Origin of the sequence: Streptomyces sp. NPDC056738, from assembly GCF_042790435.1 — a bacterium.
Lineage (GTDB): Bacteria > Actinomycetota > Actinomycetes > Streptomycetales > Streptomycetaceae > Streptomyces.
Genome location: NZ_JBHTZF010000007.1, coordinates 427,478 through 446,406 on the forward strand (window position 1 = coordinate 427,478; position 18,929 = coordinate 446,406).

The 18,929-nt window shown below is 71.1% G+C and carries 19 protein-coding genes; 3 read left to right on the forward strand and 16 right to left on the reverse strand.

The window, feature by feature from the left end:
* Positions 1-222 precede the first annotated feature (222 nt).
* A complete protein-coding gene (locus ACFRIC_RS21255) occupies positions 223-996 on the reverse strand; it encodes an isoprenyl transferase (RefSeq protein ID WP_382787881.1) in 774 nt (257 codons plus the stop codon).
* Positions 997-1,140: 144 nt separating this feature from the next.
* On the opposite strand from ACFRIC_RS21255, the gene mgrA reads away from it, so the two are divergent.
* Entirely contained in the window at positions 1,141-2,178 is a 1,038-nt protein-coding gene (gene mgrA / locus ACFRIC_RS21260; protein ID WP_382787883.1) for an L-glyceraldehyde 3-phosphate reductase, read from the forward strand.
* A 407-nt stretch (positions 2,179-2,585) separates the two neighbouring features.
* Positions 2,586-2,930, forward strand: a complete 345-nt coding sequence (locus ACFRIC_RS21265; protein WP_382787885.1) for a DUF192 domain-containing protein — start codon at positions 2,586-2,588, stop codon at positions 2,928-2,930.
* A gap of 250 nt (positions 2,931-3,180) precedes the next feature.
* Here the strand turns inward: ACFRIC_RS21265 and ACFRIC_RS21270 are convergent, their stop codons facing one another.
* The 15 genes from ACFRIC_RS21270 to ACFRIC_RS21340 all read right to left on the reverse strand — a co-directional run bounded on the left by ACFRIC_RS21270 (position 3,181) and on the right by ACFRIC_RS21340 (position 16,720).
* The gene (locus tag ACFRIC_RS21270) at positions 3,181-4,065 is read right to left on the reverse strand and encodes an LLM class flavin-dependent oxidoreductase (RefSeq protein WP_382787887.1); all 885 of its coding nucleotides are present in this window, start codon (positions 4,063-4,065) and stop codon (positions 3,181-3,183) included.
* Between the two features lie 40 nt (positions 4,066-4,105).
* Positions 4,106-4,726: a dihydrofolate reductase family protein gene (locus ACFRIC_RS21275; protein ID WP_382787889.1), complete on the reverse strand. Its 621-nt coding sequence runs from the start codon at positions 4,724-4,726 to the stop codon at positions 4,106-4,108.
* 85 nt (positions 4,727-4,811) lie between these two features.
* On the reverse strand, positions 4,812-5,459 hold the full coding sequence (locus tag ACFRIC_RS21280) for an OmpA family protein (protein WP_382787890.1): 648 nt from the start codon (positions 5,457-5,459) through the stop codon (positions 4,812-4,814).
* A 3-nt stretch (positions 5,460-5,462) separates the two neighbouring features.
* The gene (locus ACFRIC_RS21285) at positions 5,463-6,050 is read right to left on the reverse strand and encodes a hypothetical protein (RefSeq protein WP_382787892.1); all 588 of its coding nucleotides are present in this window, start codon (positions 6,048-6,050) and stop codon (positions 5,463-5,465) included.
* A 15-nt stretch (positions 6,051-6,065) separates the two neighbouring features.
* Positions 6,066-6,749, reverse strand: coding sequence for a pilus assembly protein TadG-related protein (locus ACFRIC_RS21290; RefSeq protein ID WP_382788056.1), 684 nt, complete (start codon positions 6,747-6,749; stop codon positions 6,066-6,068).
* Positions 6,671-6,871 (reverse strand): hypothetical protein, encoded by a 201-nt coding sequence (locus ACFRIC_RS21295; RefSeq protein WP_361685924.1) that lies wholly within the window; start codon positions 6,869-6,871, stop codon positions 6,671-6,673. Before ACFRIC_RS21295 ends, ACFRIC_RS21290 begins: the two co-directional genes overlap by 79 nt.
* Before the next feature lie 114 nt (positions 6,872-6,985).
* Positions 6,986-7,717 carry a response regulator gene (locus ACFRIC_RS21300; protein WP_382787895.1) on the reverse strand — a complete coding sequence of 244 codons (732 nt, stop codon included), beginning with the start codon at positions 7,715-7,717 and terminating at the stop codon, positions 6,986-6,988.
* Positions 7,710-9,155, reverse strand: coding sequence for a sensor histidine kinase (locus ACFRIC_RS21305; protein ID WP_382787897.1), 1,446 nt, complete (start codon positions 9,153-9,155; stop codon positions 7,710-7,712). The genes ACFRIC_RS21300 and ACFRIC_RS21305 overlap by 8 nt, the downstream gene beginning before the upstream one ends.
* On the reverse strand, positions 9,155-10,045 hold the full coding sequence (locus ACFRIC_RS21310) for a DUF5936 domain-containing protein (RefSeq protein WP_382787899.1): 891 nt from the start codon (positions 10,043-10,045) through the stop codon (positions 9,155-9,157). The genes ACFRIC_RS21305 and ACFRIC_RS21310 overlap by 1 nt, the downstream gene beginning before the upstream one ends.
* Positions 10,046-10,058: 13 nt before the next feature.
* Positions 10,059-11,003 (reverse strand): type II secretion system F family protein, encoded by a 945-nt coding sequence (locus tag ACFRIC_RS21315; RefSeq protein ID WP_382787901.1) that lies wholly within the window; start codon positions 11,001-11,003, stop codon positions 10,059-10,061.
* 157 nt (positions 11,004-11,160) lie between these two features.
* The gene (locus ACFRIC_RS21320) at positions 11,161-12,501 is read right to left on the reverse strand and encodes a CpaF family protein (RefSeq protein WP_382787903.1); all 1,341 of its coding nucleotides are present in this window, start codon (positions 12,499-12,501) and stop codon (positions 11,161-11,163) included.
* Positions 12,502-12,519: 18 nt separating this feature from the next.
* Entirely contained in the window at positions 12,520-12,894 is a 375-nt protein-coding gene (locus ACFRIC_RS21325; RefSeq protein WP_382787905.1) for a TadE/TadG family type IV pilus assembly protein, read from the reverse strand.
* Positions 12,895-13,076: 182 nt separating this feature from the next.
* Positions 13,077-14,696, reverse strand: coding sequence for a CpaE family protein (locus ACFRIC_RS21330; RefSeq protein ID WP_382787907.1), 1,620 nt, complete (start codon positions 14,694-14,696; stop codon positions 13,077-13,079).
* Positions 14,697-14,876: 180 nt separating this feature from the next.
* Positions 14,877-15,590, reverse strand: a complete 714-nt coding sequence (gene cpaB / locus ACFRIC_RS21335; RefSeq protein ID WP_382787909.1) for a Flp pilus assembly protein CpaB — start codon at positions 15,588-15,590, stop codon at positions 14,877-14,879.
* 245 nt (positions 15,591-15,835) lie between these two features.
* The gene (locus tag ACFRIC_RS21340) at positions 15,836-16,720 is read right to left on the reverse strand and encodes a hypothetical protein (RefSeq protein ID WP_382787911.1); all 885 of its coding nucleotides are present in this window, start codon (positions 16,718-16,720) and stop codon (positions 15,836-15,838) included.
* 381 nt (positions 16,721-17,101) lie between these two features.
* Here ACFRIC_RS21340 and ACFRIC_RS21345 point away from each other — a divergent pair, with 381 nt between their 5' ends.
* A complete protein-coding gene (locus tag ACFRIC_RS21345) occupies positions 17,102-18,787 on the forward strand; it encodes a chitinase (protein ID WP_382787913.1) in 1,686 nt (561 codons plus the stop codon).
* The last annotated feature ends 142 nt before the right edge of the window (positions 18,788-18,929 follow it).

Here is an 18,929-nt window from a genome sequence, read left to right on the forward strand (position 1 = left end):
CGTCCGTGCTGACCGCACGATCGCGCTGGTGCAAAGGGCCTCCCGGGCGGACGGCCCCGTGCCGTCCGCTGAGATACGACACCCGTGGTTCGGGCGTCGACCTGCAAGGCTTATGCCCTCGAACGAGCCAAGCCATGCCAGGGCACATGACGGCGCGTTCGTTAACTCCCGATGACGTGCGTCCCTCCCGGGCACCCCGAAGTACGCGGGATGCCCGGTGTTTCAGCCTCCGTAGCGGCGGTGTCGCGCCGCGTAGTCGCGCAGGGCGCGCAGGAAGTCGACCTTGCGGAAGGCCGGCCAGAAGACTTCGCAGAAGTAGTACTCGGAGTGGGCGGTCTGCCAGAGCATGAATCCGGACAGCCGCTGCTCGCCGCTGGTGCGGATCACCAGGTCGGGGTCGGGCTGGGCACCGGTGTAGAGGTGCTTGCCGATGAGGTCGACGTCGACGCGGTCGGCGAGGTCCTCCATCGAGGTCCCCTTGTCCGCGGCGTCGAGGATCATCGAGCGCACGGCGTCGGCGATCTCCTGGCGGCCGCCGTAGCCGATGGCGACGTTCACGACTATGCCCTCGACGTGCGCGGTGGCCTCCTCGGCCTCCTTGAGCGCCGACTGCATCGGGGAGGGCAGGATGTCCCGCGTCCCGACGTGGTGCACCCGCCAGCGGCCGTCGGCCGCCAGGGTGCGCACGACGCCCTCGATGATGCCGAGGAGCGGACCGAGCTCCTCCTGCGGGCGGTCGAAGTTGTCGGTGGACAGCAGCCACAGGGTGACGACCTCGACATCGGTCTCCGCGCACCAGCCGAGGAACTCCTCGATCTTGTCCGCTCCGGCCCGGTGTCCCTGGGCGGTCGTCGAACCGGCGGCCTTCGCCCAGCGGCGGTTGCCGTCCATGATGACGCCGATGTGCTTGGGCACCTGGTCGTGGTCGAGGTGGCCTTCCACCCTGCGTGCATAGAACCTGACCAGCAGACGGCGCAGGTTGTCGCGCAAGGTCACGTGTTGTCAGCCCCTCCGTGCGGATCGGACAGCCGCGCCCGAGCACAGTCCCTGTCCATATGGCGGTCCCCCGGGGCGAAGCCTACCCCTGCGCAACGCGAGGCCTGCCGAGGGGCCTGTGCACCCTGACATAGGTTCGTCCCCATGAACGACCCCACTCTGTACCGTGCCGCAACGGAGCGGTACGACTCGATGGAATACCGGCGTACGGGCCGCAGCGGGCTCAAACTGCCCGCGATCTCGCTCGGTCTGTGGCACAACTTCGGCGACGACCGCTCGCTCGACTCCCAGCGCGCGATCCTGCGCCGCGCCTTCGATCTCGGCGTCACCCATTTCGACCTCGCCAACAACTATGGACCGCCGCCCGGCTCGGCGGAACTGAACTTCGGCAGGCTCCTGAAGGAGGATTTCGCGCCCTACCGGGACGAGCTGGTCATCTCGACCAAGGCGGGCTACGACATGTGGCCCGGTCCGTACGGCGAGTGGGGCAGCCGCAAGTACCTGCTGTCCTCGCTGGACCAGTCGCTGCGGCGGATGGGCCTCGACCACGTCGACATCTTCTACTCGCACCGCTTCGACCCGGACACCCCGCTGGAGGAGACGATGGGCGCGCTGGCGTCCGCCGTCCAGCAGGGCAAGGCGCTGTACGTCGGCGTCTCCTCCTACAGCAGCGAGCAGACGGCGGAGGCGGCCCGGATCCTGACCGGGATGGGCGTCCGTCCGCTGATCCACCAGCCCTCGTACTCGATGCTCAACCGCTGGACCGAGGACGACGGACTGCTCGACACGCTGGAGGCGGCCGGCATGGGCTGCATCTCCTTCGCGCCGCTCGCGCAGGGTCTGCTGACGGGGAAGTACCTCCAGGGCATCCCGGAGGGCTCGCGCGCCACCCAGGGCAAGTCGCTGGACCCGGGGCTGCTGAGCGACGAGGTCGTGCGCCGGCTGAACGGGCTGAACGACATCGCGGCCCGGCGCGGCCAGTCGCTCGCCCAGCTCGCGCTCTCCTGGGTGCTGCGCGACCAGCGGATGACCTCCGCCCTCATCGGCGCGTCCAGCGTGCGCCAGCTCGAGGAGAACCTGGAGGCACTGGCGGCCCCGCGGCTCACCGACGAGGAGCTGAGGGAGATCGACACGTTCGCGGTGTCGACGCGGGGCACGAACATCTGGGCCCAACGGCACTGAGTCACCGGAATCCCGGGCCGCACGCGGCGGCCGGTCCGAGGGGCGCACGGGGGCGCCCGCCGGGCGGGCCGTCGTGGGCACAAAAAACGGGCCGGTCCGTGGGGGGGAGACGGACCGGCCCGAGGGGGGGTTTCCACCATAACCCTTCGTAAGTGATGCTGCGTGCATCCGCGTGCCACAACTACTCTCCGGAGTCGTCCGACAACGCCGCGATGAGCGCGGAACCATGGATTCCGGGCGTGATCATGGCCGATTCATGGCTGATTCAAAGGGAATCGTGGAGGATCGACAGAGATCCAATGGGTTCGTGACCGTTTCCACGACATGGCACCGCCGCGCCCGTCCGTACTCCGGGCGAGTGATCCGCGTGGCGCCCCCGGCTTGACCCGCCCGCTAACTTCGCACCCATGGCCACGTTCACGACGGACACACCGCAGGGGACATCCGAGCCGGTGCCCCTGGAACTGGCCGCCACGGCGCGCGCCCGGCGGCGGGGACTGCTCGGGCGCTCGGGGATCGAGGGCGCGCTGCTGCTCACACCGGCGAGCTCGGTGCACACCCTGGGGATGCGGTTCGCGATCGACGTCGCCTATCTGGACCGGTCGTCGCGGGTCCTGGCGGTACGCACGATGCGCCCGGGCCGGCTGGGACTGCCGCGACCCCGGGCCCGGCACGTCCTGGAGGCGGAGGCCGGGTCGATGGAGCGCTGGGGCGTGCGACGCGGCGCGCGGATCACCGTCCGGTACGCCTGACAGCGCGTCACCAGGGAAGGCAGCACCGCGCAGCCCCCTCCTCTGCGCGGTGCCACACGCGCAGCTTTGCTCACGCGAATTACCTTGGTCTGAACTTACGTCAGCCGAACAACCCTGGCGACAGCCGATCGATAACGATGTGGAAACCCCGTGCGGATGTCGCGCACACGGCGCGTCGCCCGCCCGGTCCGCCGCCGATCCCTCCGGACGGACATCTCACGCCGAGTGACCTCCATTGGGAGGTTTTCGGTCAATCTGCCGTGGAGATCAGCGGGCGGACCCGTTCCGCGGCGAAGCGGACGAAGCCCTCGGGGTCCGGCTCGTCGGCGGTGGGCTGGAGGACCACCGTGTCGGCACCGGCGTCGAGGAGACGCCGGACGGCCTCGGCGACGGCGTCCGCGTCACCCGCGACCCCGAGCTCCGGGACGGAGCCGTCGCCGTCGGCCTCGATCTCGGCGCGCAACCGGCCGGCCGCGCCGTCCCCGGTGGCGGTGAGCAGATAGACGACGACCCGGTGGTGTTCCTCCGTCCGGCCGGCCGCCCGCCGTCCCTCGTCGATGAGCCGGCGGGCCCGCCGTACCCCGTCGACCGTGGTCGAGGCGGTGAGGACCGTGCCGTCGGCCGCCTGTCCGGCCAGCCGGAGCGTGCGGGGCCCGGTGGCGCCGGTGAGGACCTCGGGCACCTCGGAGGGCGGCCAGTCGAGGGCGACCCCGTCGAGTTTCACGTACCGCCCCTCGGTGGTCACCCGCTCGCCGCGCAACAGGGCGCGCAGCGCGTCGAGATGTTCCCGCAGCAACGTCATGGGCGACTCGGCCCGTGCCCCGACCTGTCCCATCCAGTCCTGGACGCCGTGGCCGACCGCGACGGTGGCCCGCCCGGGGAACAGCCGGTACAGGGTGGCGGCCTCCATCGCCGTGACGGCGACGTTCCGCAGCGGGACGGGCAGCAGTCCCACTCCCACCCGCAGGCGCTCGGTCCAGGCGAGGGCCGCCGCGGCGGCGGAGATTCCGCCTTCGAGGAAACAGTCCTCCCACAGCCACAGCTCCTCCAGCCCCGCCTCCTCCGCCGCGCGGGCCAGGGCGCGCAGCCGCTCGGGGGGCAGTTGGGGGCGGAAGACGACACCGAGCGAGGTCATGCCGTCTTCCTACCCGGGCCTCCCCCGGCGGACAACCGCTTTACGCGCGGTCCGTCCCGGCGGTTCCCGGCGTCCCGGCGGCATCGCCCGGCCCCGCGGTGGTGTCGCGCTCGTAGCGCAGGAGGGTGACGCCGTTGCCGAAGGTCCGCGTCTCGACGAGGCGGAGGTCGGTCGGGGCCTCGGACTCGGGGAACAGCGGCTTGCCGGCGCCGAGGAGGACGGGGTGCACGTACAGCCTGATCTCGTCGACGAGGCGCAGCCGCAGGAACTCCGCGGCGATGTCGGCGCCGCTGAGCGCGAGGTCGCCGCCCTCCTGCGCCTTGAGCGCCAAGATCTCCTCGGGCACGACCTCCCGTACGACCGTGGTGTGTCCCGTGCCGCGGTCGAGCGTCCGCGAGAACACCACCTTGGGAATGTTCCGCCAGATCCCGGCGAACTCGGCCATCTCCGGGCTGATGTCCGGGTCCTTGTCGGCCGTCGGCCAGTAGGAGGCCATCAGTTCGTAGGTCACCCGTCCGGACATCAGGGCGCCGAAGCCTTTGACCAGGTCGTTGAAGTGCTGGTGCAGTTCGGCGTCGACCCGGTGCCATTCGATGTCGCGGTCCGGGCCCTCCATGTATCCGTCGAGGGACACCGACGACATCAACACGATCTTCCTCATGGCGGACTCCATCGACCTCGTGCGCGACCCGTTCGTCGGGGGCATGCTGCCAGGAGGCCGGGCGCGGGAGAAGGTGACGCGCGCGTCAGGCGCTGTTCCCGTCCGCGGCGCCCCTCGGGAAGGTCACCTCCACCCGGCGGTTCTTGCGGCGGCCCTGTTCCGAGGTGTTGTCCGCGATCGGGTAGTCCTCGCTGTAGCCCCGCACCTCGAAGGTGACGTCCGCCTCCGCCGGACCGAGCGCGGCGGCCAGCCGGTCGTGCACCTCCTCCGCGCGCTTCTTGGAGAGGGTCAGGCCGTGCGCGTACGAGCCGAGGTTGTCGGTGAACCCGAAGACGCGGACGGTCGTGGCGTGCTGGGCCTTGATCTCGTCGGCGATCGCCTGGATACGGGACTGGGACTCCGGGTTGAGCTTGGAGCTGTCCTTGGGGAACAGGACCTCCGCCTGGAGGGCGAACGTCACGTCCTCGTTGGTGTCCTCCCGGCGCTCCTCGCCGCCCAGGTCCTCCACGACCGACTTGATGTCCAGCACCTTGGCGGGCGCGAGGGTGGCGCCGTCGGCGAGCTTGAGCCCCGGACTGTTGGCGTCGACATCGGGGGGCGGGGAGGTGGTGACGCTGCCGGGCGGGGCACTGGGATCGCTGTCGTCGGCGTGCGCGGGCCCGGGCAGGCCGAGGGTGACCAGTACGGCGAGAGCCGTGAACGCCGTCGCGGCGGCTCGGGGCGGGAGGGCCATGGGTCAGCCCTCGGAGATCTCGATGGAGGCGGGTGGCATGGAGCCGACCTGGAAGTCGACGGCGTCGGTTCCGGCGGGGGGTGCGGGGAACTGGGCGAACCACTGGGTGGTCTCGCCCTGGCTGACGCCGCCGGTGAACTGGGTGCACAGGCAGCGGCCCGAGGTGTCCCGGAGGATGAGGTACTTCTTCTTGCCTTTTTGATCAATCAGGCTGGCGCCGGCGATGGACGCGCCGTTCTTGGACAACTCCCTTTCGTCACCCCGCCAGTCCGCCGCGATCCAGACGCTGTCGGTGTTGTTCGTGACCGTCCCTTCGACGGTCACGAAGCCTCCTTGGTCGCGCTTGGCCGAGGTGACCGCAAGAGTGATTCCGTTCTCACCTTTGACCTCGGCCAGCACCTGGTCCTGACTCGCTGTCGGTGACGCCTGCTTCGCGCCGCCCTCCGCGGCCGGCTGGGAGGAGGACGAGACAGCCTTCGGCTTGCCGTCGCCGTCCCCACCGCCACACCCGGACACCGTGAGGAGCAATCCGGTACTGATCGCCACCGCGGCCATGACCCTGCGGCCCTTCATGGTGTGCCGGAGATCCATCGGTACGGCTTCCTCTCACTCGGCCAGATGCACTGAGAACAGCACGGACGCGTCGGGAAGTTCGTCCGAATGGAAATGTTCGGGATCGATGTCCACGGGGTGCCCGGCACAATCCAGCCGTACGGGCTTCTTGGGGTCCGCGTCGGTGGGCACGGTGCAGCGCGGCTCGATGACGGCCGTCGCGTGGGCCGTGGCATGACGGCTCTCCGTGCCCGGGATGATCGACTTGCCGACCGTGTACCGGGTCTCGATCGCCACGCGATACCCGGGGAATCCGTTCACGACGGTGGGCTCAGGCCCACTTTGTACGTCCGAGTCGTTCTCGGCGGCCAGTCGGGCGGCGGCGGCCGCGGCCCCCGCACCCTGGAACTTGTCACCGTCGAGCCAGTCCAGCCAGCCGTCGTCCGTACCGATGGCTCCGGTCAGCCCTTGTACAAGCTCGTCGCGGGAATCCTGCGCGGCCGCCAACGCCGCAGCGTCCGCCGCGGATTGAGCTCCATTGCGGGCGGACGCTGCTTGGGCGAAGGCGAAGAAGGCGAAAGCGGCGAAGAGCAGGATCCCTGTCAGCCAGATGTAAATGGGGAGGGTCTGTCCTCGGTCACTCGCCTTGTCGGCGAGGATCAGCCGCCGATGACGTCCTGCACGGCGTTCAGGATCGCCTGCGAGATCAGCCCGTCCAGCCCCAGGCTGTCGATCAATGTGAAGATCCCCGCGATGATGATCATCAAGCCCGCGTACTCCACGAACCCCGCCCCCGCGTCCCGGTGGGCGCCCCGTGTCCGGGCGATCACCGTTCGGGTCCATGCGGTGAACCTGTTCATCAGGACTGCCCTCCCTGCCGAGGCCACTAACGACCCGAGCACCGTACGTGAGAAGTCGCCTACCGCGAGTGGGCCCAGGGGCCCAACTTCGCTGGTGGGGAACGCGGTGCGGAGTCATCGCCCCCACCCCTCGTGCGCGGTGCCCAGCCAGTGGGCGATCGCTTCGCTCCGCGAGGAACTGTGCAGCTTCGCGAAGATGCGATTGATGTGGTTCTTCACGGTCTTCTCAGCGATGAAGCAGGTGGCGGCGATCTGCCGGTTGTTCATGCCGGCCGCGATGAGGTCCATCACCTCCACCTCCCTCGAACTCAGGCCGAACTCGGACTGATGGACGGCATGGCGGTGAAGTCCCGCCGCCGGTAAGGGCCGAGCCTCCGAAGACTGTGCCACAGCCGGTTGCAGATGCGAAGAGAACGAGTGGGGTTGGTACGAAACTCCGAGTGAATCCGGGACAGTCGGGTGCCCGTGGCGCATCTCCCGTACGGCGGCGATCAGTTCGGCCGCCGTGAACTCGCCATGGACGAGGTAGCCGGACGCGCCTCTGCGCAGGGCTTCCGCCACGACCTCGGGTTCACGGCTGTACGTCAGCATCATGACGGGCGCGATCGCGCACAGTGCGGGCAGCGCGGTGAGGCCGTCCGTGCCGGGCATCCGGACGTCGAGGAGGACCACGTCCGGGACGAGGAGGGCGGCACGGTCCAGCGCCTCCGCCCCGTCCCGTGCCGCCGCGACGACCGTGATGTCGGGGTGCGCGTCCAGCAGCGCGGTCAGGCCGGCCCGTACGACCGGGTTGTCGTCGGCCACGAGGACACGCAGGGACGGGCCGGGAAGTGCCTGGTCAGGCATGTGCGGCCTCCTCTTGGGAAGTGGGGGGAACGGGAAGGGCGGCCGCCTGGAGCGGGAGGGTCAGCCGGACCTCGGTGCCCCCGCCGAGGGGCCGGTCCAGCCGGAGGAGGCCGCCGACGCACGCGGCCCGTTCCGTCATGCCGAGCAGGCCGAAATGGCCGGATCTCGTCCAGGCGGTGAGCCTGGCGGGGGTCGCCGGAGCCGGGAGGCCGACGCCGTCGTCACGGACGAGAAGCGCGAACACGTGCGCGGAAACATCGAGTTCGACGGTCAGCGTGCTCGCGTCCGCGTGCCGGTGGGCGTTCTCCAGGGCCTCGGACACGATCGCGAGGACGTGGTGGGCGGCGCTGCTGGGCAGGACCGGGGGCGCGCCCCGGAGCCGTACGACCGGGGCGAGGCCGGTGCGCGCCTCGAAGTCGGTCGCCATGGCGTCGAGTTCGGGCAGCAGGTCGATGTCGGGGTCGGTCAGGTCGCTGTGCCGTCGCAGGTCCGTCAGGAGGGTGCGGGACTCGGCGGCGGCGAGGCGTGCCGCGTCCGCGACGGCGGTCGCCTGGCGTTTGAGCGCCCCCGGGTCCCCGCTCTCCGAGGAGGCGGCCAGCGCCTCAGCGGCGAGCGCGAGCCCGTACAGCGTCTTGGCCACCGAGTCGTGCATCTCGCGCGCCATGCGGGCCCGTTCGGACTCCACGGCCTCCGCGACGGCGAGCCTGCTGGTCGCCTCGGCCAGGGCCTGTCCCGCCGTGCCGAAGCGGAACAGCAGATTGCGCAGGGTCACCCCGATGATGCCGGCGCCGACGCAGAAACCCGCGATGAGCAGGGTGTTGGATCCCGCCCCCGGCCGGTGTTCCCAGGCCCGGAACACCGTGAGCAGCACGACGAGCTGGAATCCGGTGAAGACGCCCGCGCCGCGCCAGCCGTACAGCAGGCCGGACAGGAGCGGGGTGCAGACCGTGGCGTAGGCGAGGGGGGAGGCCGGGGACGCGGTGAGGAGCAGGACCGCGCCGAAGCTGAGGTCCAGGCCCATCAGGGTCGGGTGGGCGAGAAGGCGCGGGCCGAAGCGGTCCCAGTCCCGGAGCATGGCGTACGAACCCATGACGCCGAGGACGGCGGCCGCGAGGACCGCGTAGCGCAGGAGGCCGCCCGTGGCGTTCGACATCGCGAAGGGCGCGCCGACCACGATGGCCGCCAGCCGGACCGCGAAGGCCTGGCGGCACAGCGCCTGGAGGGCGTTGAGCTGGAGGCGGATGCCGCCGGGCGCGGGCGCGTCGTCGGCGAGGTAGCCGGTGCCCCGCTGTTCGCGGGTCCGCGCGAGCCGGAGGAACCGCCGCGCACGGCCTCGCGCGAGGCGGACGGACCGCCGTCCACGGCTTCGTGCGAGCTCGAAGGACTGGCGCAGGCGCTCGCGGGCCGCGCCACCCCGGCTCCTCGGAAGGCTCTTCATCAGCGCCCCAGGATCGAGCCGAAGTCGGTGCCCGAGCCCAGGAACATGCCCGTCGCGATGAGGATCATCGTCGCCGGGAGCATGAACACCAGCGTGACCATCGTGGCCTTGGGGATGGTCTTGGCGGCCCGGCGGCGGGCGTTCTGCGCGTCGGTGCGGCGCATGTCGGTGGCGAGCTGGATGAGGGTCTCGGCGATCGGGGAGCCGAGTTCCTCGCCCTGCTGGAGCGCCGAGACGAACTGGGCCACCTGCTCGGAGGAGTTGCGTCGGCGCAGCTCGTCGAAGGCCTGGCGGCGGCTGACGCCCATGTCCATCTGGCTCAGGGTGATGCGCAGTTCGTCCGCCCAGGGTCCCTCGTACTTCTCGGCGACGCGGTCCAGGGCCTGCCGGAAGCCGAGACCCGCGGAGACGACGACGGCGAGGACGTCGAGGAAGTCGGGCAGGGTGCGGTCGATGACCTCCTTGCGCTCCCGGACGGCCTGCCAGATGAGGGCGTCCGCGGCGACCAGCCCGAAGGCGAAGGTGAGCACGGCGAAGAGGAGCTGGCCGTTGGAGAGGAAGACCAGCCCGAGGACGACGCCGAAGACCCCGTACACCGCGCGGCGGGCCGCGTAGCGGTTCAGGGTCAGACCGCCGGGGTTGCCGGCCATGTCGATGCGCCGGCGTTTGGCGTCCACCCGCCGCGGGCCCATCAGACGCAGGACGGTCGGCGCGAAGCGCATCCCGAGGCGGTCGACGGCCGAGTCCGCGGCCGAGACACGGGTGCCGCCGACCTCCAGGGCGAGCTGGAGGTCGCTGGGGAGTTTGACCTCGGAGCGGATCATCCGGACGCCCAGGAGGACGCCCGCGACGGCCGCGCCCATCAGGACGGCGAGCAGCAGCGGCAGCATGGTGATCCCTCCCTCACACTTCGATCTTGCCGAGCCGGCGGATGACGAAGAAGCCCACGGTGTAGAGGCCGAGGGCCAGCAGGACGAGGCCCTGGCCGAGGGGGGAGCCGGTGACGCGGGCGAGGGCTCCCTCGTTCGAGGAGTTGATGAGCACGAGCGAGCCGATGCCGAGGAAGGGGACCGTGAAGGCGGTCGCGTTGACCTCGGAGAGCATCGTGCGGACCTCGCGGCGGGTCTCCTTGCGGTCCTCCAGGGTCTGGGTGAGGTTGCGCAGGGAGCTGACGACGGAGCCGCCGGCCTTGTTCGCCAGGACGAGGGTGGTGACCAGGACGATCAGCTCGCGGGAGGGCAGTCGCTCCGACAGCTCCCCGAGGGCGTCGTCGATCGTGCGGCCCAGCATCAACTGGTCCGCCACGTGCGCCAGTTCCTCGCCCGCCGGGGCCTCCAGCTCCTCCGCGGCCATGGCGAGCGCCGTCCGCAGGGCGAGGCCGGCCGCCGTCGCGTTCGCCAGCAGGCGTGCCACGTCGGGAAGTTGGTTGATGAACGCCTCGATACGTTTCTGGCGCTGCCAGTTGAGGAAGATGCCCGCGCTCCACACGCCGAGGAGGGCCGCGATCGGGCCGAAGAAGGGGGCCAGGGTCGCGGCCGCGATCAGCCACAGGGCGACGACCACGGCGGTGACGTAGGTGAAGAACTCCCCCGCCGTGAGATCGAGTCCCGTGGCCGTCAGGCGCAGGTGGATCGTGCGGCCGAGGCCGGTGCGGCGCAGCCGGCGGTCGACGCCCGCGAAGCGGCGTGTCCTGCCGCCCGCCGTCGGGGGCAGGCCGCCGCCGGAGAGGCGGTCGAGGAGGTCCCGTCGCTGGGCGCGGCCCGAGGCGTAAATGTGCACTCCGGCGACGGCGAGCGTGCCGCCGAGGAGTGTCCCGCCGAGGGCGAGGAGTGCGGGGTCGTTGTTCATGGCTGCCTCCCTTCGGAGGTGAGGGGCGAGGGGGTGAGAGGCACGGGGTTGAGGGGCACGGGAGTGAGAGGGGCGAGGGCGAGGAGGGCGGGGGTGAAGGGGGCGGCGGACCGCTCGGCCCGGGACACCTCGGTGGCGGGTCCCCCTGTCGAAGGCGTCATCCGATCGCCTGCCTCGTGTTGAGTACGTCGATGGCCTCGGCGACCCCGAAGGCGGGCGGCAGCGGCTCGTTGGCGACGTACAGCTTCTCCGCGACCGGGCGCGGGAGCGGAAGGTGCTCGAAGTGGCCCCTCACGACGCGGTCGGATCCCACCGGGCGGGGCACGAAGCGGGTGACGGGGGTGACCCGGAACTGCTCGCGACCGTGCGAGACGAGCAGCGCGACCTCCGTGACCTTGCGGGAGCCGTCGGCGTGCCGGGAGAGCTGGACGACGACGTCGACGGCGGAGTTGATCTGGTCCTTGAGCGCCTCGAAGGGGATCTGGACCTCGGACATCGAGCCGAGGGTCTGGAGGCGCATGAGGGCGTCCTCGGCGGAGTTCGCGTGGACGGTGGCGAGGGAGCCGTCGTGGCCGGTCGACATGGCCTGGAGCATGTCGAGGGTCTCGCCGCCGCGGACCTCGCCGACGATGATGCGGTCGGGTCGCATGCGCAGGGAGTTGCGGACCAGGTCGCGGATGGTGATCTGGCCCTTGCCCTCCACGTTCGGGGGGCGTGATTCGAGGCGGATGACGTGCTCCTGCTGGAGCTGGAGCTCCGCGGAGTCCTCGATCGTGATGATGCGCTCGTGCGAGGGGATCAGACCGGAGAGCGCGTTGAGCAGGGTGGTCTTGCCGCTGCCGGTGCCGCCGCTGACGATGACGTTGAAACGGGCCCGGACGAAGGCGGCGAGCAGCATGAGCGTCTGCTCGTCCAGGGAGCCGAGGCCGATCAGCTCGGGGAGCGTGTAGGCGCGGGGGAAGCGGCGGATGGTGAGGGTGGGGCCGGTCAGGGCGAGCGGCGGGATGATGACGTTGACGCGTTCGCCGGTGGGCAGGCGGGCATCGACCATCGGGTTGGACTCGTCGACGCGGCGGTTGACCGTCGAGACGATGCGTTCGATGGTCTGCATGAGCTGCTCGTTGGAGGCGAAGCGCAGCGGGAGCTGCTCGACGCGGCCGGCCCGCTCGACGAAGATCGAGTCCGGGCCGTTGACCATGATCTCGGTGATGGACGCGTCGGCGAGGAGCGGTTCGAGGACGCCGAGTCCCAGGGCCTCGTCGACGACCCGGCGGATGAGCTGGGAGCGTTCGGCGGTGGAGAGGACCGGGCCCTCGCGGCTGATGATGTGGCCGAGGACCCGTTCGAGACGGACCCTTCTCTCGGCCGCCGCCAGGCTCGACATCTCGGCGAGGTCGATCTCCTCGAGGAGTTTGGCGCGGTAGACGGCGACGAGGTGTCCGTCCTCACGGGCGGGTCCCCCCTCGTCGGGGGAGGCGATGCGGGATCGCAGGCTCATGGTGTCGGCTCCTCCCGGTCAGTCGTCGGTGGGCATGGTGGCGTGGCGGCTGACGGTGTAACGGTCGAAGAGGGGGATGACGTTGGGGACCGTGACCGTGACCGTGGCGGTGGTGAGGTCGGTCCCGGGCCCTCCCTCCAACGACACGCTCGGGTCGAGCCATCCGCTCACGGCGGCCGTCCCGGCCGCCCCGCCCTCGCCGCCCTGCGAGGCGACCCGCGCGGCCGCCCGCGCCCCGGAGCCGGCCTGGTTGACGCCGTACCCGATGAGCCCGAGCTGGATGGTCGCCATCCCGATGAGCAGCAGGATCGGCAGGAACCCGACGAACTCCAGGATGGAGACGCCCCGGTCGTCCCGGAGCCTGCTCGCGGGTGCGGGTGCCGGTGTGGTCACCGGTGCGGCGGCGGTGACGGGCGCGGGTACGTCGTGGGTCGGGGGCGTGCCGGTACATCCGTCCGTCGCCGCTGGATCAGACGTCGGTGCGGTGCGAAGCGTTGCCCGATCCGGACGTGGGCGGCGGACACGTGACGTACCGGCACGTCCCCTTCCGCCGGATGCCGTCCGCGGGTGCGTCCTCATCCGTCGTCCCCCTCCAGCGCCGCGCCCGCCTTGCCCTGCACGTGGAAGCCCGCGTCGAAGCCGGGGAAGAAGAGCGGGACGTCGACGTCGACGGTGGCCGTCATGACCTGGCCCGACGAGCCGCACGCGATGCCCGCGTCCTTCCAGGAGCCCGGCAGATGTCTGCTCCCCGCCGCCGCGCAGGCGCCCGCGACGTCGCCGTGGACGGCGTACGCCGCGGTGGCGGCCCGTGCCGCCTCGTCGGCCGCGTTCCCGGCCAGCGAGTACGAGTAGCCGTACAGCACGCACTGCCACAGGATCGTCATGACGACCAGGAGCAGCGGGAACATCCCGGCGAATTCGAGGGTGACCGCTCCCCGGTCGCTTCCCCGGCCGCGGAGCGAGAGCGCGCCCCGGTCGGACGCGGACGCCTTGCGGCGTCTGCCGCCCGCCCCGCCCTCCTGGGGGACGACGAGGCCCAGTTCGGCGGCGAGCGACCACAGCGCCTGTTTGACGGTCGAGCGGGCGTCCAGGTCCTGGAGCCGGCCCGCGTCGACGACCGACTGGAGTTCCTTGAAGGCGGCCGGGACCGCCGCGCGGGCGACCTTGGTGCCGGTGACGCGTTCGACGAGGGACGGCTGGATCTCCGTACCGCGGGCGAAGCGGTTCACGACGGTCGTGGTTTCCTCCGCCTTGCGGATCTGGAGGCGGTCCCACATCCGGACCATGCGTTTGGCGGCGCGTACGGCGACGACGTCGGGGGTGACGAGGAGCAGGGCCCGGTCGGCCATCTCGACGGCCGCGGCGGTGGCGGAGTTCATCTGGGAGCCGCAGTCGACGACCACGACGTCGTGACGGGAGCGCAGCGCGGAGACGACCTGGCGGGCCACGCGGTCGGTGACCTCCTCGCCGCGTTCGCCCTCGGCGGGCGCGAGCAGGAGGGCGATGCCGCTGTCGTGGGTGTAGACGGCGTCCTGGAGGACGCGCGGGTTGATGTCGGTGATGGCCGCGAGGTCGGCCACCGAGCGGCGGAACTGCACGTCGAGGTACGAGGCCACGTCCCCGGACTGCAGGTCCAGGTCGAGCAGCGCCACGTCGCGTCCCGACGCCTTCGCGGCGAGGGCGAGCTGGACGGCCGTGACGGTCGCGCCGACCCCGCCCTTGGCTCCGGTCACCGTGACGACGGTGCCGCCGGGGCCCGCGTACACCTCGGGGGCGCCGCTGTGCAGGTGGCGGCGCATTCCTGCGGACCAGGCGGCGGCGGCCTGGACGCGTTCGGCGAGGGCGTCGTAGCCGAGCGGGAGGCCGATGATGCCGCGCGCGCCGGAGTCCATGGCGGCGGTGAGGACGCCGGTGCTGGTGTCCGCGGTGATGAGGACGACGCCGACGGCGGGGAAGCGCATCACGAGGTCGCGGATCAGGTCCAGCGCCGGTACGGGGCCGATGCGTTCGTGGACGAGGACGACTTCGGGGAGTTCGTCGAGGGACTCGGCGGCCAGGCGCGCCAGGGTGTCGAGGAGGGCGGTCGAGTCGGGTACGGGCGGGGCGGGTTCGGTGTCGGCGAGCTGGCTCAGCAGGGTGGTGAGCGAGCGGGCCGAGTCGATGTCGCCGACGGCGGGAAGGATACGGATGGTCATCGGCGAAGCTCCTCGCTCGCGTGCCGCGCGGCGGCCCCTGTGCCCTGTGCCGCGGCGGGCGACGGCACCCCCGGCACCCGCCGCCGCGTCCCCGACCGGGGGCCCGGCGCCGGCCGCGTCCTCGTCGCGGGGGCCGGCCTCGTACGCGGCCCGGTGGGCATGGACCTCATGCGCGGCCTCCTACTTGTCCTCGTCGAGGGTGTACGTGCGGTCGCCGGGCGCCACGATCGTGTCGGAGCCGCCGGCCACCAGGGCGAGCCGGACGTGCTCGGCGAACGACTCGGCGTACGCGACGCGTTGGGCGTCCGCGGTGCCGAGCGCGAAGGTGATCGGGACGGCCTGGGCGGCGCTGTTGCGCCGGTCGGCGCTGGACTGGTCGGGTTCGAGGGCGGTGAGCTTGCCGACGTCGATGACGCGGGCGTTCTCGACGATCACCTTGGACTGGTCCCGGCCCTTGTCGTTCTCGGCCTTGAAGGTGGCGTAGATGTTGACCCGCGAACCGGGGTCGATCTTTCCGGCCACGCCGGTCGAGGCGTCGATCATGATGGCGATCTCCTGCTGCCCCGCGGCCAGCCGGGGTTTGTCGACGATCATGTCGGCCTGCAGCAGGGAGCCCTTCTCCAGCCGGGTCACGGCGATCTTCCCGCGGATCCGCGCGAGGTCGGTGACGGCGGTGGACGACAGCCACCGCTCGGGCATCGAGATCTTCTCGAACTGGTCGGCCGTCAGCTCCTTGTAGGGCGCGATGTCGCTCTTGAGGCGGTACGCCGTGACCTCCGGGCCGACCTTGGAGTTCACGTCGCGGATCACCGAGAGGACTCCGGCGAAGGCGCCGAGGGCGCACAGGACCGAGAGGACCAGCAGGATGACGCCGCGGCGCTGGCGCGAGTTCACTGAATCTCTCCTCGTGGGGCGGAGCCGGGAAGGGGACCGGGCTGTCGTTCCTGCCGGGGATCCGGGGGCTGACCTCCGGGTTGATGCAGCATGTTCAGGACAACCTCGATCTACGGGGACGGCGGGGTCGGGCGGGTGGTGCCGGATGCGCTGTGCGGTCGTGCCGGACGTGCTGTGCGGTTCGTGCCTGGTGCGCTGTGCGGTCGTGCCGGTGCGGTCGTGCGGCTCGGACGGGCCCCAGGGGCCTATGTGGCGCCGCGGGGCAGGGCGCGTACCGGAGAGGCTGCCCGGACGGTCGTGGCCGGAAGCTCCTGCGCCGTGGGCGGCGGCGGCAGCGGGGCGGCGCAGAACCCGCAGCGGTCACCGATGAGTTCGAGGCCGCACCAGCGGCACTCGTCCCGCCGGACGGAGGACACGAGCTGGTAGAGGACGGAGACGTCGTACAGTCCGGCGGCGAACTCGACGAGCCGGTTCGTCCCCCACCAGCGGACCGACTCCTCGGGCAGCGGGACGGTGGCGGCGCCCTGGACCTGCCAGGCGGGTGCGAGGGTGGAGGTGACCCAGTCGGAGGGCGGCTGGCCGGACGCCGAGAGCAGCCGGGTCCCGAACTCCGGACCGGGCAGCTCCTCCTGGCCGACTCTGATCAGCTCGGCGCGCGGATTGGCCAGTACGGCGAACTGGGCGCCCGGCACCCAGGACTTGGCGTGCGACTTCAGGGAGACCGGGACCCGGTCGAGCTTGGCGACCGAGCCGAGCAGGGCGCCGGCGTAGATGTAGTGCGCGAGCAGCCGGGCGGCGGAGGCGAGCACACCGGGGCTGAAGTCGCAGACCGAGAGCTGGCGTAACTGCTGGGCCAGCAGGGCGATCCCGAGCGGTGGCAGCTCGATGCCGAGCAGGGCGATGCGGTCGCTCTCCAGGACGGAGCGGACGGTGTGCAGCCGCCGGGTGACGGCGGTGTCGGCGGAGGCCGGGTAGAGGGCGATGACATACCCGTGCTGCTCGATGAGCGTGTGCATCCCGGTGAGGGAGTCCTCCAGGGTGCCGAGCGGCTGGACGGCCGCCGGCGGAGTCTGCCGGTCGTGCGGTGGGAGCACCAGATCGGGACTGGTGACGGCTATCGCGGTCGGCACGCTGCACACACCCCGTTCGCTGCGGCGGGGTGGTCAACCACCGCCTCAGATCGCCCCTTTGTCGCCATAGAGCGTCACAGTCGTTCCTTCAACGGCCGCGGATCGCCACGGTGACGCCCTCTTGCATCAGCACCATATCCACGGCATGGCCCGCTCAACACCGAATCTCCGAGATCATCTCACCGAAGGTGCGGGCGTGATCAACGGAGAGTAAGCCGTCTCAAAACAACTGGGGCCTCACATAAGGGTGTTGGAAGTGCCGGAGGTCTTGACAACCAGATTGGTCTGGACCAACTTGTATCCACCGGCGGTGGCCACCGTTCCGTTCCCCCTCCCCTCCCCCACCTCTCCCTGGAGGACCCAGTGGACCGCGTCACCCGTATGCCCGGACGGAGATGGGCGGGAGCGCTCGCCGCCGCCGTCACCGCGTCCGTCCTCTCCCTCACGGGCCTGGCGGGCCAGGCCCAGGCCGCCGACGTCAACAACGTCAAGAACGCCGGCTTCGAGTCCGGCCTGAGCAACTGGACCTGTTCGGCGGGCAGCGGCGCGACCGTCTCCTCGCCGGTCCACGGCGGCTCGGCCGCCCTCAAGGCCACGCCCGCCGGGCAGGACTACGCGCAGTGCTCCCAGTCCGTCGCCGTGAAGCCCAACTCGACGTACACGCTGAGCGCCTGGGTCCAGGGGTCCTACACCTACCTCGGCGCGACCGGCACGGGGACGACGGACGTCTCGACCTGGACGCCCAACACCGCCTGGACGCAGCTCTCGACCACCTTCACCACCGGTGCCTCGACGACGTCGGTGACGGTCTGGACGCACGGCTGGTACGGACAGCCCGCCTACTTCGCCGACGACTTCTCGGTGTTCGGCCCCGACGGCGGCGGTGGCGGCGACCCGGCCCCGACGGTCCCGGCGACCCCCGCGGGTCTCGCCGTGTCCTCCACGACCTCCTCGTCGGTCTCCCTGGCCTGGAACACCGTGTCGGGCGCGACCGGCTACAACGTCTACCAGGGCGGCTCCAAGGTCCAGTCGGTGACCGGAACCTCCGCGACCGTCTCGGGGCTCTCCGCCTCGACGTCCTACTCGTTCCAGGTCAGCGCGACCAACTCGGCCGGTGAGTCGGCGAAGTCGTCCGCCGTCACCGGGACGACGAGCGCCTCGGGCGGCGGCGGGGGCGGGGGAACCGTGCCCGCGCACGCCGTGACGGGCTACTGGCAGAACTTCAACAACGGCGCGACCGTGCAGAAGCTCTCCGCGGTGCAGTCGCAGTACGACATCATCGCCGTCGCGTTCGCCGACGCCACCGGCACGCCGGGCGCCGTGAGCTTCACGCTCGACTCGGCCGGGCTGGGCGGTTACACCGTCGACCAGTTCAAGGCCGACATCAAGGCCAAGCAGGCCGCGGGCAAGAAGGTCATCATCTCCATCGGCGGGCAGAACGGCACCATCTCGGTGAGCGACTCCGCCTCGGCCACGAACTTCGCCAACTCCGTCTACTCCCTGATGCAGACGTACGGCTTCGACGGCGTGGACATCGACCTGGAGAACGGTCTCAACGCGACCTACATGTCCCAGGCGCTGCGCTCGCTGTCCGCGAAGGCGGGCTCGTCCCTGGTCATCACCATGGCCCCGCAGACCATCGACATGCAGTCCACGTCGAACTCCTACTTCCAGACCGCGCTGAACATCAAGGACATCCTCACCGTCGTCAACATGCAGTACTACAACAGCGGTTCGATGCTCGGATGTGACGGCAAGGTCTACTCGCAGGGCTCGGTCGACTTCCTGACGGCGCTCGCCTGCATCCAGCTCCAGGGCGGTCTCGACGCGTCCCAGGTCGGCCTCGGCCTCCCCGCCTCCACCAGCGGCGCGGGCAGCGGCTACGTCTCCCCGACCATCGTGAACAACGCCCTCGACTGCCTGACCAAGCTCACCAACTGCGGTTCGTTCAAGCCCGCCAAGGCCTACCCGGGCCTGCGCGGCGCGATGACCTGGTCGACCAACTGGGACGCCTCCGCGGGCAACGCCTGGTCGAACGCGGTGGGCCCGCACGTGCACTCCCTGTAGTCCCCACCGCCTGCTCCCCCTTCCCCGGCGGTGCCCCTCCCGGCCCCGGGCGCCCCCACCGCGGCGGACCGGGGCCGGGGCGTCCCGCCCCGGGTAAGGCGGGCGGCGGCAGCGGTGCGTGGACCGCCGAGGGGAGGCGGGT

Bases quoted from the DNA above. Each gene is read 5' to 3' on its own strand.
- ACFRIC_RS21315 (WP_382787901.1), bottom strand. From the start codon at position 11,003: ATGAACAACGACCCCGCACTCCTCGCCCTCGGCGGGACACTCCTCGGC.
- ACFRIC_RS21330 (WP_382787907.1), bottom strand. From the start codon at position 14,696: ATGACCATCCGTATCCTTCCCGCCGTCGGCGACATCGACTCGGCCCGC.
- ACFRIC_RS21285 (WP_382787892.1), bottom strand. From the start codon at position 6,050: ATGGATCTCCGGCACACCATGAAGGGCCGCAGGGTCATGGCCGCGGTG.
- ACFRIC_RS21305 (WP_382787897.1), bottom strand. From the start codon at position 9,155: ATGAAGAGCCTTCCGAGGAGCCGGGGTGGCGCGGCCCGCGAGCGCCTG.
- ACFRIC_RS21295 (WP_361685924.1), bottom strand. From the start codon at position 6,871: ATGAACAGGTTCACCGCATGGACCCGAACGGTGATCGCCCGGACACGG.
- ACFRIC_RS21310 (WP_382787899.1), bottom strand. From the start codon at position 10,045: ATGCTGCCGCTGCTGCTCGCCGTCCTGATGGGCGCGGCCGTCGCGGGC.
- ACFRIC_RS21345 (WP_382787913.1), top strand. From the start codon at position 17,102: ATGCCCGGACGGAGATGGGCGGGAGCGCTCGCCGCCGCCGTCACCGCG.
- ACFRIC_RS21280 (WP_382787890.1), bottom strand. From the start codon at position 5,459: ATGGCCCTCCCGCCCCGAGCCGCCGCGACGGCGTTCACGGCTCTCGCC.
- mgrA (WP_382787883.1), top strand. From the start codon at position 1,141: ATGAACGACCCCACTCTGTACCGTGCCGCAACGGAGCGGTACGACTCG.
- ACFRIC_RS21265 (WP_382787885.1), top strand. From the start codon at position 2,586: ATGGCCACGTTCACGACGGACACACCGCAGGGGACATCCGAGCCGGTG.
- ACFRIC_RS21300 (WP_382787895.1), bottom strand. From the start codon at position 7,717: ATGCCTGACCAGGCACTTCCCGGCCCGTCCCTGCGTGTCCTCGTGGCC.
- ACFRIC_RS21320 (WP_382787903.1), bottom strand. From the start codon at position 12,501: ATGAGCCTGCGATCCCGCATCGCCTCCCCCGACGAGGGGGGACCCGCC.
- ACFRIC_RS21275 (WP_382787889.1), bottom strand. From the start codon at position 4,726: ATGAGGAAGATCGTGTTGATGTCGTCGGTGTCCCTCGACGGATACATG.
- ACFRIC_RS21270 (WP_382787887.1), bottom strand. From the start codon at position 4,065: ATGACCTCGCTCGGTGTCGTCTTCCGCCCCCAACTGCCCCCCGAGCGG.